15 protein-coding genes are annotated in these 16,701 nt (G+C 66.2%); 11 read left to right on the forward strand and 4 right to left on the reverse strand.

Going from position 1 to position 16,701, the window contains the following annotated elements; translation table 11 throughout:
• Positions 1-14 precede the first annotated feature (14 nt).
• The gene (locus tag ACTJK6_RS07095) at positions 15-785 is read right to left on the reverse strand and encodes a glycosyltransferase family 2 protein (RefSeq protein WP_440838608.1); all 771 of its coding nucleotides are present in this window, start codon (positions 783-785) and stop codon (positions 15-17) included.
• A gap of 54 nt (positions 786-839) precedes the next feature.
• Entirely contained in the window at positions 840-1,100 is a 261-nt protein-coding gene (locus ACTJK6_RS07100; protein WP_004633317.1) for a phosphopantetheine-binding protein, read from the reverse strand.
• Positions 1,101-1,512: 412 nt separating this feature from the next.
• Between ACTJK6_RS07100 and ACTJK6_RS07105 the strand changes: the two genes are divergently transcribed.
• The 10 genes from ACTJK6_RS07105 to ACTJK6_RS07150 all read left to right on the forward strand — a co-directional run bounded on the left by ACTJK6_RS07105 (position 1,513) and on the right by ACTJK6_RS07150 (position 11,590).
• The gene (locus ACTJK6_RS07105; protein ID WP_440476099.1) at positions 1,513-2,187 is read left to right on the forward strand and encodes a hypothetical protein; all 675 of its coding nucleotides are present in this window, start codon (positions 1,513-1,515) and stop codon (positions 2,185-2,187) included.
• A 26-nt stretch (positions 2,188-2,213) separates the two neighbouring features.
• Entirely contained in the window at positions 2,214-3,911 is a 1,698-nt protein-coding gene (locus ACTJK6_RS07110) for an AMP-binding protein (protein WP_440838609.1), read from the forward strand.
• On the forward strand, positions 3,908-4,870 hold the full coding sequence (locus ACTJK6_RS07115) for an LpxL/LpxP family acyltransferase (protein ID WP_440838610.1): 963 nt from the start codon (positions 3,908-3,910) through the stop codon (positions 4,868-4,870). The genes ACTJK6_RS07110 and ACTJK6_RS07115 overlap by 4 nt, the downstream gene beginning before the upstream one ends.
• Entirely contained in the window at positions 4,867-5,463 is a 597-nt protein-coding gene (locus tag ACTJK6_RS07120) for an outer membrane lipoprotein carrier protein LolA (RefSeq protein ID WP_322017763.1), read from the forward strand. The genes ACTJK6_RS07115 and ACTJK6_RS07120 overlap by 4 nt, the downstream gene beginning before the upstream one ends.
• Before the next feature lie 13 nt (positions 5,464-5,476).
• Complete coding sequence (locus tag ACTJK6_RS07125; protein WP_440838611.1) at positions 5,477-7,897, forward strand: MMPL family transporter; 2,421 nt, start codon at positions 5,477-5,479, stop codon at positions 7,895-7,897.
• Complete coding sequence (locus tag ACTJK6_RS07130; protein ID WP_440838612.1) at positions 7,894-8,757, forward strand: polysaccharide deacetylase family protein; 864 nt, start codon at positions 7,894-7,896, stop codon at positions 8,755-8,757. The genes ACTJK6_RS07125 and ACTJK6_RS07130 overlap by 4 nt, the downstream gene beginning before the upstream one ends.
• Positions 8,758-8,830: 73 nt before the next feature.
• Entirely contained in the window at positions 8,831-10,048 is a 1,218-nt protein-coding gene (locus ACTJK6_RS07135) for a beta-ketoacyl-[acyl-carrier-protein] synthase family protein (protein WP_440838613.1), read from the forward strand.
• Positions 10,045-10,848 carry a beta-ketoacyl synthase chain length factor gene (locus tag ACTJK6_RS07140; RefSeq protein WP_440838614.1) on the forward strand — a complete coding sequence of 268 codons (804 nt, stop codon included), beginning with the start codon at positions 10,045-10,047 and terminating at the stop codon, positions 10,846-10,848. Before ACTJK6_RS07135 ends, ACTJK6_RS07140 begins: the two co-directional genes overlap by 4 nt.
• Positions 10,845-11,306 (forward strand): hotdog family protein, encoded by a 462-nt coding sequence (locus ACTJK6_RS07145; RefSeq protein ID WP_322017767.1) that lies wholly within the window; start codon positions 10,845-10,847, stop codon positions 11,304-11,306. The genes ACTJK6_RS07140 and ACTJK6_RS07145 overlap by 4 nt, the downstream gene beginning before the upstream one ends.
• Before the next feature lie 23 nt (positions 11,307-11,329).
• Entirely contained in the window at positions 11,330-11,590 is a 261-nt protein-coding gene (locus tag ACTJK6_RS07150; RefSeq protein ID WP_433867611.1) for a hypothetical protein, read from the forward strand.
• 87 nt (positions 11,591-11,677) lie between these two features.
• Here ACTJK6_RS07150 and ACTJK6_RS07155 read toward each other — a convergent pair whose 3' ends face one another.
• Positions 11,678-12,232, reverse strand: a complete 555-nt coding sequence (locus ACTJK6_RS07155; RefSeq protein ID WP_316878489.1) for a single-stranded DNA-binding protein — start codon at positions 12,230-12,232, stop codon at positions 11,678-11,680.
• A 173-nt stretch (positions 12,233-12,405) separates the two neighbouring features.
• Positions 12,406-13,611: an MFS transporter gene (locus ACTJK6_RS07160; protein ID WP_232041897.1), complete on the reverse strand. Its 1,206-nt coding sequence runs from the start codon at positions 13,609-13,611 to the stop codon at positions 12,406-12,408.
• A gap of 198 nt (positions 13,612-13,809) precedes the next feature.
• Between ACTJK6_RS07160 and uvrA the strand changes: the two genes are divergently transcribed.
• Positions 13,810-16,674: an excinuclease ABC subunit UvrA gene (uvrA, locus tag ACTJK6_RS07165; RefSeq protein ID WP_232041896.1), complete on the forward strand. Its 2,865-nt coding sequence runs from the start codon at positions 13,810-13,812 to the stop codon at positions 16,672-16,674.
• The last annotated feature ends 27 nt before the right edge of the window (positions 16,675-16,701 follow it).

A 16,701-nucleotide genomic window follows, 5' to 3' on the forward strand; every position in this document is an offset into this window, starting at 1 on the left:
CCGGCCGCCGCAGGCTACCAGCCGCGCTGCACCCGTCGCGCAATCATCGAGGGCAAGCGCAGCATGCCCTCAGCCGCCAGGCGTAGATGCATCCCGACCAGCAGGATGTTGTCGCGCAGGTACCGGAAATGCGACACCCCGCCCTCGTGTGCGCGAAAGTAGCGCACTGGTGCCGCCAGCCGGACAGGACGCACGCCCGCCCAGCACAGGCGCACCGCCGCTTCCGGGTCGAAATCGAAACCGCGCATCCATATATGCCGGCGCATGATCGCGGCCAGCGGTGCAATCGGATAGACGCGAAAGCCGAACAACGTATCGCCAATACCGGCCCACAGGGTCTCGATGTCTGCGCAGCCATTGGAGAGGCGCCGGCCGTGCACACGTATCTGCGGCGCCGTTGCGTCGAACACCGGCTGGCCGAGGATCATCGCGTCGGGCGCCGCCTGCGAGGCAGCCATGAATTCGGGGATCAGGTTGGCGGGATGCTGCCCGTCGGCGTCCATGGTCAGCACGTAGGTAAAGCCCGCAGCGGCAGCGGCTTCCAGCCCGGCCAGTACGGCCACGCCCTTGCCGCGATTGCGCGGCAGCACAATCACGCGCAGCCCCGGGTCTTGCGCGGCCATCGCCTGCAGACGTTCGGTGCTGCCGTCGGTGCTGCCGTCGTCCACCACCCAGACCGGGTTCCACTGCGCGCGCGCACTGCGCACGGTGTCGTCAACCTTGGGGCCTGGGTTGTAGCTTGGAATCAGAACGAGGTGCGAAGTGGAAGCGCCGGTCATCGGCATGGCGTCGGTCCGGCCAAACGTTGAAAACGGAATGCGTCGGGCGCTGGCGCGAGCCTATCGCGTGCGGTGTTCTGCCACGTAGGCCGCGAGCGAGCCCAGCGAGGCGAAGATTTTCTGGTTATCGGGATCGCCCGAGCGCAGCTCAAAGCCGTATTTCTTCGAGATCAGCAGCGCCACTTCGAGGATATCGATGGAATCGAGCCCGAACCCTTCGCCATACAACGGTGTGTCGGCGGTCAGGGCATCGAGTTGAATGTCTTCGAGATTCAGTTCGCCGATCATGAGCGCGGCGAGCTCTTTTTCCAGGTCGTTCATCGGTCTTGCAACCACAGGCGGCGTGCGGCGGGGATTGCGGCCAGAGCCCGCAACGATCTCCTTGCCCGAAGCCCCTGCCTTGTCCAGCCCAGCCTGTGAAAGGGGGTCGTTTAAGCTACGCGGATTCTAGACGAAGGGTCACACCCCGTATAGCGCGAAACCGTGACAAAGACCGCATATGGCGGCGCCTGCCCGAAGTGACGCAAACGATTCAACGGCTTGCGGGGCGCCGCAAAGCGGCAAGGGACGCGACGGCAGGGCCGGCCGGCCGCCGTACATCCGGTTACAAACACGCCGGCGCCGGTTCGGGCGAGACCGGCCCGGGGCCCTAGAATGTGCTCCGCCCTACGATGAAACTGCCGCACCCACCTACGATCACCATGCAGCGCCGCTCCTCCCACCCTGCTCTGCCATGCAGCGACTGACCCGCTTTGCGCGGGGCGCTGCGGGCGTGGGCGCGGTCGTGGCGTATCAGGCCGGTGCGCATTACGCAGCGGCCACGCCGGGCGCGCATGGCATAGGCCTGGCGATGGCGCTCGTGCCGCCGTTGGCAATTGCCTTGGTCGCAGCCACACGTTCCACGCATCGGGCATGGGTGTTGCCGCTGTGGCTGCTCGTCTGCGGAATGCTGTGGGCGGCCCGCGCGCCGCTGGCAGCGCATTTTGACTGGGGCCTGTACGCAGAACATGCAAGCTTCAACCTGATGATGGCCTACGTTTTCGGCCGCACGCTGGTGGCAGGACGCGAGCCGCTGTGCACGCGCTTTGCCCACATGGTGCACGGCACGCTCACGCCTCGCATCGCGCGCTACTCGCGGCGGGTCACGCTCGCATGGACGCTGTTCTTCCTGGCAACCGCCGCCGTGTCCACGCTGCTATTTGCCGCGGCCTCGACCGTAACGTGGTCCACGTTTGCGAACTACCTGTCGTTGCCGCTGGTGGGCGCGATGTTCGTGGCGGAATACCTGTGCCGCCGCATCGTGCTGCGCGGCGAGCCACACTCCAGTCTGTTCGATGCGGTACGCGCCTATCGACAATCGCAGCAATCCGGGCACGCCACACCCGTCGCCACAGAGCGCTCCCGCTGAACCCACACGCCCTCAAGGTTCGCTTCATGCCGACTTACCCGCTGGTCTCCCATCCAACACTCGAACACACGCTGGCCTGGCGTGACGGCGCGCCCGTCTCCGCACGTGCGTTCGTGGCCGATGTGATGGCGCTGGCCGCGACGCTGCCGCCGGGCGGCCACGTGTTCAACGCGTGCGCAGACCGTTACCGCTTTGCCGTCGGGCTGTGCGCGACGCTGTTGGCCGGCAAGATCAGTCTGCTGCCGCCCATGCAGACGCCGCAGATGGTGCGTCAGCTTTCGGCGTTCGCGCCCGATGTGTTTTGCCTGCACGATGCGCCCGCCTGCCCGGTCGACCTGCCGGGCTTTCGTTATCCCGATGCGTTGACGGTCGAAGCAACGCTCGTTGACGTGCCGCAGATCGACGCGTCGCAAGTCATGGCGGTGTTGTTCACGTCGGGATCCACCGGCACGCCGGTGCCGCATCGCAAGACATGGGGCGCGCTGGTGCGTTGCATGCGCACGGCAGTCGCGCACCTTGGCCTGGACGACGGGCGCGCCTTCACGCTGGTCGGCACCGTGCCAGCGCAGCATATGTACGGGTTTGAGGTGACGGTGCTGCTGGCGCTGCAGGGCGGTCTGGCATTCAGCAACCGGCAGCCGTTCTATCCGGCGGACATTCGCGAGGCGCTTGAGGCCGTACCGCAACCACGCGTGCTGGTGACCTCGCCGGTGCATCTGCGGGCGCTGCTGGCATCGAACGCCGCGTTGCCGAGCGCATCGCTCGTACTGTCGGCCACTGCGCCGCTGTCGCAGGCGCTGGCGCGGGAGGCCGAGACGCGCCTGTCTGCACCGCTCCTGGAAATCTACGGCAGCACCGAAACCGGCCAGGTCGCAACGCGCCGTACCGCGCAGGACACCGCATGGCATCTGTACCCCGGCATCCGCATGGAATCCCGCGCCGGCACGCCCGAAGACGATGGCCCAACGGTGTGGGCCGATGGCGGCCACGTCGAAACCCCTGTGCCGATGGGCGATGTGATTGAGCTGATCGACGACACGCACTTTCTCCTGCACGGCCGCAAGACCGATTTGATCAACATTGCCGGCAAGCGCTCGTCGCTGGCGTATCTGAATCATCAGCTCAACGCGATTGCCGGTGTGCAAGACGGCGTGTTCTACATGCCGGACGATGCATCCACCGCCCCGCATACGCACGGCAGCGCCGCAGTCACGCGCCTGGTGGCACTGGTCGTGGCGCCGGGCCTGAGCGCGGCGGACGTGCTGCGCGCCCTGCATGACCGCATCGATGCAGCATTCCTGCCGCGCCCGCTGCTGCTGGTAGACGCGCTGCCGCGCAACGAAACCGGCAAACTGGCGCGCGATGTGCTGGCCGCGCTGGTCGCACAGCATTCGCACCGCAACGCAGACAAGCCCGCCATGCGCTTCACCATTCCCGCAGATCACCCGGCGTTGCCCGGGCATTTTCCAGGCCACCCGATCGTGCCGGGTGTGGTGCTGCTCGACCATGCGCTCCACACGATTGGTGCGGCGCTGGGCCGCTCGCTCGATGCGTGCAAGATCAGCTCGGCCAAGTTTCTCAGTCCTGCGACACCCGGGGAGTTGCTCGACCTCGCGTTCGAGACGACGGCGAGCAACGCCGTCCGCTTCACCATCCGCGCGGGCGAGCGCGACGTGGCCAGCGGCGTGCTGTCCGCATCGGCGCCGGAGGGCGTTGCGGCATGAAGCGCACCGACTGGGCCGAGCGTCCGGAGCGCAGCAACCTCGCGCTGCTGCGCGCGATGACGTGGCTCTCGCTGCGGCTTGGGCGGCCGCTCGGCCGGGTCCTGCTGTGGCTGATTGCGGTGTACTTCGTGGCGGCCTCTCCGGAGGCGCGACGTGCTTCGCGTGACTATCTGCGCCGCGCCCTCGGCCGGCCAGCCACGCTGCGCGACGTGTTCCGCCACATGTTCACCTTCGGCACGACCATCCATGACCGCATCTACTTGATCAGCGGGCGCTTCGACCTGTTCGACATCCGGTTGCAGGGCCAGCAGCACATACACGACGTGCTGGCGCAGGGGCGCGGTGCATTCCTGCTGGGCGCGCACCTGGGCAGCTTCGAGGTGGTGCGCGCGCTCGGCCGCACCGTGCCCGATCTGCGCGTGGCCGTCGCCATGTATGAAGAGAACGCACGCAACATCAACGCCGCGGTTGCCGCCATCAACCCGGCGGCGGCGCCGGAGGTCATTCCGCTGGGGCGCGTAGACGCCATGCTGCACGTGCGCGAGGCGCTGGACGACAACCGGCTCGTCGGCATGCTGGCCGATCGCACGCTGCTGCGCGATGCTGGGCCATCCGTCCAGCGGCTGGATTTTCTCGGTAGCCCGGCAGCGTTTCCGCTGGGGCCACTGCACATGGCCGCCATGCTCAAGCGCCCCGTGCTGTTCATGACAGGGCTGCACTTGGGCGGCAATCGCTACGCCGTGCATTTCGATCCGTTGGCGGACTTCACCGACGTGCGCCGCGAAGATCGCGCAGCCGCCGTGCAGGCCGCGCTCGGCCGCTACGTTGAGCGCGTTGAACATTACTGCCGCGCAGCGCCGTACAACTGGTTCAATTACTTCGACTTCTGGCAGGATGCCGACGCAGCCGACGCGCAGAATGCCACCCCGGCCGAGCGCCAGACCACCCAAACGCCATGACTGCAATGCGCCCATTCCTCCGCGCCCTTCTGGCCATGCTCGCGGCCAGCATGTTGGCAACGGCCGCCCACGCAGCGGATACCGCCTGGACGCTCGACCGCCTCATGTCCACGCTTGCACGCAACAAGTCGGGGCGCGCCACGTTTACAGAAACAAAGACGCTGTCGATTGCGCAACAACCCATTGAATCGTCCGGCGAGCTGGTGTTCGTGGCGCCCGATCATCTGGAAAAGCACACGCTGGCCCCCAAGCCCGAACACCTCGTGATTGACGGCGACAAGCTGACCGTGGAGCGCAACCAGCGCAAGTTCACGATGCCGCTGTCGCAGTACCCCGAGCTGGGCGCTTTTATAGAGAGCATCCGCGCGACGCTGGCCGGTAACCGCTATGCGCTCGAAGCGATCTACAAGGTCGCCATTGCTGGCCACGGCGATGACTGGACGCTCACCCTCTCGCCGCTCGACGCACGCATGCGGCAGGTGGTCAGCACCATCACGCTGGAGGGCACGCGCGATGTGCTGCGCAGCGTCGCCATCCGCCAGGCCGACGGCGATCACTCGCTGATGCGCCTGCAACGCGTGCCGGGCAATTAAGGACGCCGCGCAGATGAATCGCTTGCACGCCCTGCAGCGGCCCGCCGTGCTGGTTTGGTTGACCGGCCTGCTGCTGTGCGCGGTCGTGATCGGGCGGACGAGCTTTACGGCGGACCTGTCGGCGTTTCTGCCGCGCTCGCCGAGTGCGGAGCAGCGCGTGCTGGTCGACCAGTTGCGCGAGGGGCTGGTGTCACGACTCATCCTCGTCGGCATCGAGGGCAGCGACGCGGCCGCCCGCGCAGCGCTTTCAAAGCAGCTCGCCGCATCGCTGCGTGCCGACCCGCAATTCAGCGCCGTCAACAACGGTGAGCCCGTGAGCGAGGCGCGCGACCGTCAGTTCATCTTCGACCACCGCTACGTGCTCAGCCCAGCTGTCACGCCGCAACGCTTTTCCGCTGAAGGCCTGCACGCGGCGCTGGGCGAGAGTCTGGACCTGCTCAGTTCGTCAGCCGGGCTGTTTGCCAAGAGCATGCTGCCGCGCGACCCGACCGGCGAGGTGGCGGCGCTTGTCAGCCAACTCGACAACACCGCGCTGCCGTCATCAATGCACGGCGTGTGGGCGTCGCGCGATGGCCAGCGTGCCGTGCTGGTCGTGCAGACAACGGCAGCCGGCTCCGACACCGACGCTCAGGCGCAGGCCATCGATACCGTGCGCCGCACGTTCGATGCGGTTGCACGCAAGGTGCCCAACGCTGCCTCAGCACGCATCCTGATGACGGGCCCGGGCGTGTTCTCCGTTGAATCGCGCGACACCATCAAGCGCGACGTCGAGCGGCTTTCCACCGTCAGCCTCGTGCTGGTGGTGGCGCTGCTGCTGATGGTGTACCGATCGCCTCGCACGGTAGCGTTGGGCTTGCTGCCGGTGCTGTCTGGCGTGGCGGCAGGCGTAGCGGCGGTCAGTCTTACGTTTGGCGCGGTGCACGGGCTCACGCTCGGGTTCGGCACCACGCTCATCGGCGAGGCGGTCGACTATTCGATCTACCTCTTCGTGCAATCGGCCCGCCTGCGTGGCGCCACCCCCAACGACAGCTTGCGTGCATGGATTGCCACGTACTGGCCGACCATCCGCCTGGGTGTGCTGACCTCGGTGTGCGGCTTTGCGTCGATGCTGTTCTCGGGCTTTCCGGGGCTCGTGCAGTTGGGGCTGTATTCGATTGTCGGGTTGGTGACGGCTGCGCTTGTCACGCGCTACGTGCTGCCGCATCTGCGTGGTGCAGACGTGGCGACGCGGGATGTATCGCGCGTGGGCGCCTGTCTGGCACGGGCGACGTCTGCCGCGCCCCGCCTGCGCTGGGTGTTGGCGGTGGTGCTCGGGGGTGCATGTGCGGCGCTGGTGCTGCATCGCGATGGCCTGTGGAGCCGCGAACTCGCTGCGCTGAGCCCCGTACCTGCGAAGAGCCAGGCGCTCGACGCCAGCCTGCGCGCAGATGTGGGGGCGCCCGACGTGCGCTATCTGGTGGTGATTCCCGCCACGACCGAGCAAGCCGCGCTTGAAGGTGCCGAAAAAGTGGCCGCACAACTGCAACCGCTGGTGGACAACGGCGTGCTCGCCGGCTTCGAGAACCCCGCGCGCTATCTGCCGAGCGATGCCACGCAGCGCGCGCGCCTCGCAAGCCTGCCCCCCTCTGACACGCTGGCGGCACGCATGCGCGGCGCCGTTGAAGATCAGCCGATCCGCGTGAAGCCCGATCTCTTCGCCCCGTTTGTCGCCGATGTAGATGCAGCGCGCGCGCAACCACTTTTACGGCGCGCGGACCTGAAGGGCACATCGATGGCATTGGCGGTGGACGCACTGCTGACAGAACGCGCCGGCCAATGGAGCGCCATGCTGCCGTTGCGCGCACCATCAGCTGCGCCGGCCAGTTTGAAAAGCGCATTCAACGCATCCAGCCTGGATGCCGCGCCGATTCGCACCGCTGTGGAGCATGCGGATGTGCCGGGCGCCCTCTTCGTCGACATGAAGGCCGAGGCCGATCGGCTGTACGTGAACTACGTGCGGGAAGACCTTCGCCTGTCGCTCGCCGGTTTTGCGGCGATCGCGTTGCTGCTGCTCGTGGCGCTGCGCTCACCGCAGCGCACCCTTCGCGCGTTGGCGCCCCTGGTGGCGGCGGTGCTGGTGGTGACGGCCGGCTTTGCGGTGGCGCGCGTGCCGCTGACCATCCTGCATCTGGTCGGCATGCTGCTGATCGTGGCCGTGGGTTCGAACTACGCGCTGTTCTTCAATCAACGCACGCAGGCCATTGCGCCCCAGACGCTGGTGTCACTGCTGGTAGCCAACCTGGCAACCGTGGCCGGCTTCGGCCTGCTGGCGTTTTCCCGCGTGCCGATGCTGGAAACATTCGGGCTGACCGTCGGCCCGGGCGCCATGCTCGCGCTGGTGTTTGCCGCCATCCTCGCGCCGCGCGCCCATCACGATCAGCACGCCGCCGCATGAACTCACCGATCACCACATCGCCTGGCGCGGCCCGCCGCTGGAAGCCGACCCCGCTGATCAACGGCGCGCTGGCGCTGCACGCGGGCGCGGCGGTTGCCGTTGCGGCCGCCCCATCGACATGGCCGTGGGCCGGCGGCAGCGTCATCGCTTCGCATCTCGTGCTGATGGCCGGCGGTCTGTGGCCACGCAGCAACTGGCTCGGCCCGAACTGGACGCATCTGCCCGCCACGGCCGGCCAGCAGATTGCGTTGACCATCGACGACGGCCCCGACCCCGATGTCACGCCGCGCGTGCTGGACATGCTCGACCAGTACGGCGCCAAGGCCACCTTCTTCTGCATCGGCGAATTGGCGCAGCGGCACCCCCACTGCGTCGAGGCCATCGTGGCGCGCGGACACGCGGTGGAAAACCACAGTCAGCGCCACCGGCATACGTTTTCGCTGCAGGGGCCGGGCGCGTTGCGGCGCGAGATTGCTGCCGCGCAAGACACGCTCACGCAGATCACCGGCACGCGCCCGCTGTTCTTCCGCGCGCCGGCCGGACTGCGCAATCCGTTTCTGGAGCCCGTGCTGTGTCAGCTTGGTCTGCAGCTGGCGAGCTGGACGCGCCGCGGCTTCGACACCCGCTCCCGCAACGCCGAAGCCATTGCCCACCGCTTGCTGCACGGTCTGGCGCCGCAAGACATCCTGCTGCTTCACGATGGCCATGCGGCGCACGACGCACACGGCTCGCCCGTTTTGCTGGCCGTGTTGCCGAATGTGCTTGAAGCCGCCGCGCACGCGCAATTGCAGTGGACGACGTTGCGCGCTGCCCTCCCGGCTCAGCCCGCGCAGGCCACCCGCCCGCAAATGACCATTTGATAAAATTTGTTGACGATCGGCACACCAGTCTGCCGAACCATCCCACCCCACAATTGCCGCGACATCATCCCCAGTGAAGCCCGTCCTGCTCACGCATTTCACCGCCACAAGCTGCCTCGGACGTGGCCTTGACGCCACGCTCGACGCGTTGCGCGGGCAACGTGGCGGGCTCACGCCGTGCAAGTTCCCGCGCGCCGATCTCGACACGTGGATCGGCGAAGTGCCTGGCGCCGACGCGACGCCCGTGCGCGCGGATCTGGCTGATTTCGACTGCCGCAACAACCGGCTCGCCCAGATCGGCCTCACTCAGGACGGTTTTGCCGAAGCCGTTGAAGCCGCCAAGGCTCGCCATGGCGCCGCGCGCGTCGGCGTGTTCATCGGCACCAGCACGTCGGGCATTCTCGAAACCGAACGCGCCTACCAGCAGCGCGATCCGCAAACGGGCGCGCTGCCGGCGAGCTTTCACTACGCGCAGACGCACAACATCTATTCGCCCGCAGCGTTTGTGCGGGCCTACTTTGGATTGAGCGGGCCGGCCATGGTGGTCTCGTCGGCATGTTCGTCGGGGGCCAAGGTGTTTGCCTCGGCGCGGCGCATGCTGGCTGCGGGCCTGATCGATGCGGCGGTCGTGGGCGGTGTCGATTCGCTATGCCTGACCGCGCTGTACGGGTTCAACTCGCTGGAGCTGCTGTCGCGCCAACCGTGCCGGCCGTACGATGCGGCGCGCGACGGCATCTCCATCGGAGAGGCGGCAGCCTTTGCGCTGCTGGAGCGCGCCCCTGAGGCGAAGGGCGCGGTGGACGACGATACGATCCTGCTGCTCGGCATTGGCGAATCGAGCGATGCGCATCACATGTCATCGCCGCATCCCGAAGGATTGGGCGCCCGCGCTGCCGTGGCGCAAGCGCTGGCCACAAGCGGCCTGGCCGCAACAGACATCGATTACATCAACCTGCACGGCACCGGCACGCCCAGCAATGACGCAGCGGAGGCGCGCGCCATCCAAGCGATGTTCGACGGCACGGCGTGCAGCTCGACCAAGGGCGCGACCGGCCACACGCTGGGCGCGGCAGGTGCGTTGGAAGCGGTGATCACAGCGCTGGCGCTGCGCCATCAATTGCTGCCGGCCTGCATCAACACTGCGCAGTGCGATCCGGCCTTGGCCGTGAACTACCTGACGACGAGCCGTCACGCAGGTGTTCGCGCGGCGCTCAGCAACGCCTTTGGATTTGGCGGCACGAATTGCAGCCTGGTCTTCGGCCGTGCAGACCACGTGGGCCTGTCATCATGACCCGACTGAGCGCCTTTATCGAAAGCATCGGCGTGCTGGGCCCCGGCCTGCGGGATTGGCCGCACACGGCCGACGTGCTCGCAGGCCGTGCGCCCTACGCACACGCACCGACCGAGTTGCCGCCGCCGGACGGCCTGCCATCGGTCGAGCGCCGCCGCACGGGGCCCGTGGTCAAGCTCGCGCTCGCGGTCGGCCACGAGGCCGTCGCAGCCAGCGGACGCGATGCCGCCTCGCTGGCCACCGTCTTCAGCTCGTCCGGCGGCGACGGCCATAACTGCCACGCCATCTGCGAAACCCTGGCGGGCGACGATCGCAAGCTCTCGCCCACGCGCTTCCACAACTCCGTGCACAACGCGCCGGCCGGCTACTGGAGCATCGCCACGCACGCGATGGCGCCGTCCAATGTGCTGTGCGCATACGACGGCAGCTTTGCCGCCGGCCTACTGGACAGCCTCTGCCAAGTCGCGATTGACGCCACACCCACCCTGCTGATCGCATATGACGGCGACTACCCCGAACCGTTGAACGCGGTGCGGCCCGTGCCGGATACGTTTGCGGTGGCGCTGGTGCTCGCGCCCGAAGCAGGCCCGCGCACGCTCGCGCGCATTGATGTCGCGCTAACCGACGCGGTATCAACAGCGCTGGCGCAACCCGAGCTGGAAGCGCTGTGGCACGGCAACGCCGCGGCCCGCGCGCTGCCACTGCTGGAAGCGTTGGCGGCACGGCGCGCAGCCAACGTCGTGCTCGACTATCTGCCCGATACCCGCGTGCGGGTCGACATCACCTTCGGCACGCCATGACGTCAAGCGCGCAGCCATCTCCGCCGCTCGACCGCCACTGGATCGCCGCGCGCATTCCGCACAGTGGCGCGATGTGCCTGCTCGACACCGTCGTCGCCTGGGACGACGCCCACATCCATTGCAACGCCACCAGCCATCGTGACGCCGCCAACCCGTTGCGCTCGCACGGCCAGTTGGCTGCTGTCTGCGGCATCGAGTACGCCGCTCAGGCGATGGCCGTGCATGGCGCCCTGTGCGATGCTGCGCAAGCACGCCCGCGCGCCGGCTTTCTCGCCAGCGTGCGCAGCGTTGAAGCGCACGTGCCGCGCCTCGACACCATCGATTCGCCGCTCGACATCGAAGCCGAACGCGTCGGTGGCGACGGCAACAACGTGTTGTACCGATTCACCGTGCGCAGCGGCGCACGCATCCTGTTGACCGGCCGCGCCGCTGTGGTGCTCGACGCGTCCGTTGCATGAACCTGTTTGTGAGGATTTCCGCCGTGAAAGGTCGTCTGCTTTTGATCCCTGCGCTGCTGCTGGCGCTGCTCAGCCCCCTTACCCATGCCGATTTGTCCGAGACCAAGGAGAACATCAAGCAGGACACGAAGGAAGCGGCCCGCAAGACCGGCCATGCGGCGAAGGAAGCCGGGCATGCGACGGCCAACGCTGCGCGAGCGGTCGGCCACGGCGTTAAGAATGCGGCGCATGCCACGAAATGTGGCGTGAAACACCTCTTCAAGAAGCCTTGTGAGAGCGACTAGAACGGCTGCGGGCCTGCGCGCCTAAGGCAACAAAAAACCCGGCATCCTTGGCGGACTGCCGGGTTTTTGTTTTCTGGCGAGACGGACTTAGAAAGGAATGTCGTCGTCCATATCCTCAAAGCCGTTCGACGGTGCCGGTTGACGACGTGCGCCGCCGCCCTGACCGCCACCTTCACCGCCGCGGGAGTAGCCACCGCCTTGGCTTTGGCCCTGACCACCTTGGCTGCGGCCACCGCCGTAACCGCCACCGCCACCTTCACCGCCGCGCGAGTAGCCGGCACCGCCGCCACCGCCACCGCCGCCCTCACCACCGCGGCCGCCGAGCATCTGCATTTGGTCTGCGACGATCTCGGTGCTGTATTGCTTCTGGCCGTCCTTTTCCCACTGGCGGGTCTTGAGTCGGCCTTCGATGTAGACCGACGAGCCCTTCTTCAGGTATTCGCCGGCGATTTCAGCCAGGCGACCGAAGAAGGCGATGCGGTGCCACTCGGTGGCTTCCTTCATTTCGCCGCTGGCCTTGTCCTTGTAGCGGTCGGTAGTTGCCACCCGAATGTTGGTGACAGCGTCGCCGCTGGGCATGTAACGCGTTTCAGGATCGGCGCCGAGATTGCCGACGATGATGACTTTGTTGACGGACGCCATGATGAGTTTCCGAAGGTAATTGAAGTGATGCCGCCGTTGGGCCCGGTGGTTAAAACCGGTTCACGATCCGTAGCGAGCGGTCCGAGGTTGGTTTGAGAAGCGCAGCCGTACATGAGTACGGCGAGCATCGCAGAGCCAAGATCGGACTGCGCAGCAGGATCGTGAACTGGTTTTCAGTGTCGGCGCAGCGCCGGCATTTGCATGGGGCTCGCAATTATAAGCCAGGCAAAAACCAGTGCGGCGCAGCTTAGGAATACCGCATGCTGCCCCGCGTGCAGCAGAATCCAACCACCGCCAGCCCCGCCCGCAAACAAGCCCAGCGCCTGCGTCGTGTTGTACACGCCCATGGCCGCGCCCTTGCGCACGCCCGGCGCGTACTTCGACACCAGAGACGGCTGCGACGCCTCCAGCACGTTGAAACCGAGGAAGTAGACCAGAAGCGCAATCGCCAGCGCGGCGAGCGTCGGATTGACCTCGCCCAGAGCCACTTGCGCCACCATCACCAGCGCCACGGCCGACAGCAGCACGATCTTCATCTTGCCGCGCTTCTCGGCGGCAATGATGGCCGGCACCATGAGCACGAACGACACGCCCATCACCGGCAGGTAGATCTTCCAGTGCGAATCAACCGGCAGGCCGGCGGCTTCCAGCATGTGCGGCAGCACGACGAACAACGCCGTCTGCGTGGCATGCAGGGCGAATACGCCAAAGTTCAGGCGCAGCAGTTCAGGGTTGCGCAAAACTTCGCGGAAGGGCGCTTTCACATGCTCGGGCGGACGCGGCGGGTTGGGCACCACCCACACCACCACGCCGATGGCGACGATGGCCAGCACGCCAATCGCCGTGAACATGCCTGGCATGCCGACCCAGCGGAAGATGATCGGCGCACTCACGATGGCCACGGCAAACGACAGGCCGATGCTGCCGCCGATCATGGCCATGGCCTTGGTGCGGTGCTCCTCGCGCGTGAGGTCGGCCACGAAGGCGATCACCGCCGACGAGATCGCGCCCGCGCCCTGGATGGCGCGCCCCACGGCGATGCCAGCGACGCTGTGCGAAAACGCGGCCACCAAGCTGCCCACCGCAAAGATGACCAACCCTGTGACGATGACGGGCTTGCGTCCGAAGCGATCCGATAGCCAGCCGTAGGGGATATAGAGCACCGCCTGCGTGAGGCCATACACGCCGATGGCGAAGGCGACGAGTTGGGTGTTGTTGCCGTCGGGCAGCGTTTTCGCGAACACCGCGAAGACCGGCATGATCATGAACAAACCCAACATGCGCAGCGCGAAGATGCCGGCCAGCGAAGCGGCCGCGCGCAGCTCAAGGCCGTTCATGCGGCCGGAAGCGGAAGTCATGGATGGGGAGGCGGAGGACATGGTGCGAAAACCGCCGCGAAAACCAGAAAAAGCGGCGACAAGGACACTTGAACGGTTTCACGGCTTGCCCCATCTGGGAGCAGATACCAGCAAAACCGAAGTTCGGTATATTAGCAGGCTTACCCTTTTCCACGCCTCCCGCCGATTGCCGCAGGCGGTCTGCACTCCGACGCCGCATTCAGCAGCATTCAGCCGCACATGGACGAAATCAAGATTCGTGGGGCCCGCACCCACAACCTGAAGAACATCAACCTCGATCTACCGCGCAACCAGTTGATCGTGATCACCGGGCTTTCGGGGTCGGGCAAGTCGTCGCTCGCGTTCGACACGCTGTATGCGGAGGGGCAGCGGCGCTACGTGGAATCGCTGTCGGCGTACGCCCGGCAATTTCTGCAGCTGATGGAAAAACCGGACGTTGACCTGATCGAAGGTCTGTCGCCGGCCATTTCCATCGAACAGAAGGCCACCAGCCACAACCCACGCTCCACAGTCGGCACCGTTACCGAGATCCACGACTACCTGCGTCTGCTGTATGCGCGCGCCGGCACGCCCTACTGCCCCGACCACGGCCAGCCGCTGGAAGCGCAAAGCGTGTCGCAAATGGTCGATGCGGTGCTGGCGCTGCCGGCCGACACCAAGCTGATGATCCTGGCGCCGGTGGTGGCCAACCGCAAGGGCGAGCACGTCGACCTGTTTGAAGCGATGCAGGCACAGGGTTTCGTGCGTTTTCGCATCCGCTCGGGCGGCGGTACCGCGCACGAAGCCGAAGCCAAGGTCTACGAAGTCGACAACCTGCCCAAGCTCAAGAAAAACGACAAACATTCGATCGAGGTCGTCGTCGACCGCGTGAAGGTCAACCCGGAACTCAAGCAGCGCCTGGCCGAATCGTTCGAAACTGCGCTGCGCCTGGCAGACGGCCGCGCCATCGCGCTGGAAATGGACACAGGCAAGGAGCACGGCTTCAGCTCCAAGTTCGCCTGCCCGATCTGCTCGTATTCGCTGCAGGAGCTGGAGCCGCGGCTGTTCTCGTTCAACAACCCGATGGGCGCCTGCCCGCACTGCGACGGCCTGGGCCAGATCACCTTCTTCGATCCGAAACGCGTGGTGGCCTTTCCGAATCTGTCGCTGGCTTCGGGCGCCATCAAGGGTTGGGACCGGCGCAACCAGTTTTACTTCCAGATGCTGCAGAGCCTGGCGGCGTTCTACGACGTCGACATCGATGTTGCGTTTGAAGACCTGCCGGCCGAGACCCAGCAGATCGTGCTGCACGGCTCGGGCAAGCAGCAGATACCGTTTACGTATATCAACGAGCGCGGCAAGACCACGGTGCGCGAGCACGCGTTCGAGGGGATCATCCCCAACCTGGAGCGGCGCTACAAAGAGACCGACTCCATTGCCGTGCGCGAGGAGTTGGCCAAGTACCAGAACAACCAGCCGTGCCCGGAATGCCACGGCACCCGCCTGCGCCGCGAGGCCCGCTTCGTCAAGATCGGCGAGGCCGACCAGGCACGCGGCATCTACGAGATCAACGGCTGGCCGCTGCGCGATGCGCTCACGTATTTCCTGACGCTGAACATGCACGGCGCCAAGCGCGAGATTGCCGACAAGATCGTCAAGGAGATCACCGCGCGGCTGAACTTCCTGAACAACGTCGGGCTCGATTACCTGTCGCTGGAGCGCAGTGCCGATACGCTGTCGGGCGGCGAAGCACAGCGCATCCGCCTCGCGTCGCAGATCGGCTCGGGGCTGACCGGCGTGATGTACGTGCTGGACGAGCCGTCCATCGGCCTGCACCAGCGCGACAACGATCGACTGATCGGCACGCTCAAGCACCTGCGCGATCTCGGCAACTCGGTGCTGGTGGTCGAGCACGATGAAGACATGATCCGCGCGTCGGACTACGTGGTCGACATCGGCCCCGGTGCCGGCGTGCACGGCGGCCAGATCATCGCCGAGGGCACGCCCGAGCAAGTCGAGCAATCGCCGGCGTCGCTGACGGGCGACTACTTGTCGGGCAAGCGTCGCATCGAGGTGCCCAAGCAGCGCACGGCGCCCGATGAAGAACGCTGGCTGCGCATCATCAACGCCAGCGGCAACAACCTGAAGAACGTGTCGGCCGATATTCCGGTCGGGCTGCTGACATGCATCACGGGCGTGTCGGGCTCCGGCAAGTCGACGCTGATCAACGACACGCTGTACCACGCGGTGGCGCGCCATCTGTATGGCTCGACGCCGGAGCCGGCAGCCCACGACCGCATCGACGGTCTGGAGCATTTCGACAAGGTCATCAACGTCGACCAATCGCCGATTGGCCGCACGCCGCGCTCGAATCCGGCCACCTACACGGGCCTGTTCACGCCGATCCGCGAGCTGTTTGCGGGCGTGCCGTCGGCCAAGGAGCGCGGGTATGACCCCGGCCGCTTCTCGTTCAACGTCAAGGGCGGCCGCTGCGAGGCGTGCCAGGGCGACGGCGTGCTCAAGGTCGAGATGCACTTCCTGCCCGACGTGTACGTGCCCTGCGACGTGTGCCACGGGAAGCGCTACAACCGCGAAACGCTCGAAGTGCTCTACAAGGGCAAGAACATCACCGAAGTGCTGGAGATGACGGTGGAGCAGGCGCACGAATTCTTTGCGCCCGTTCCCGTGGTGCGCCGCAAGCTGCAAACGCTGCTGGATGTGGGGCTGGGCTACATCCGCCTGGGTCAATCGGCGACCACGCTGTCGGGCGGCGAGGCGCAGCGCGTGAAGCTGTCGCTCGAGCTATCGAAGCGCGACACGGGCCGCACCCTGTACATCCTGGACGAGCCGACCACCGGCCTGCACTTCCACGATATCGAGCTGCTGCTCAAGGTCATCTACAAGCTGCGCGACCACGGCAATACGATCGTGATCATCGAGCACAACCTCGACGTGATCAAAACGGCGGACTGGCTGCTCGATCTGGGCCCCGAAGGTGGTGCGGGCGGTGGGCAGATCATCGCAAAGGGCACCCCCGAGGATGTGGCCAAGAGCAAGGCGAGCTTTACCGGCAAGTACCTCGCGCCGCTGCTCAAGCGGAAGTGAGCGCGGTCATCCGGCAACAAAAAAGCG

The sequence above is a fragment of the Ralstonia sp. 22086 genome, assembly GCF_052045975.1.
In the GTDB taxonomy this organism is placed as follows: Bacteria; Pseudomonadota; Gammaproteobacteria; order Burkholderiales; family Burkholderiaceae; genus Ralstonia; species Ralstonia wenshanensis.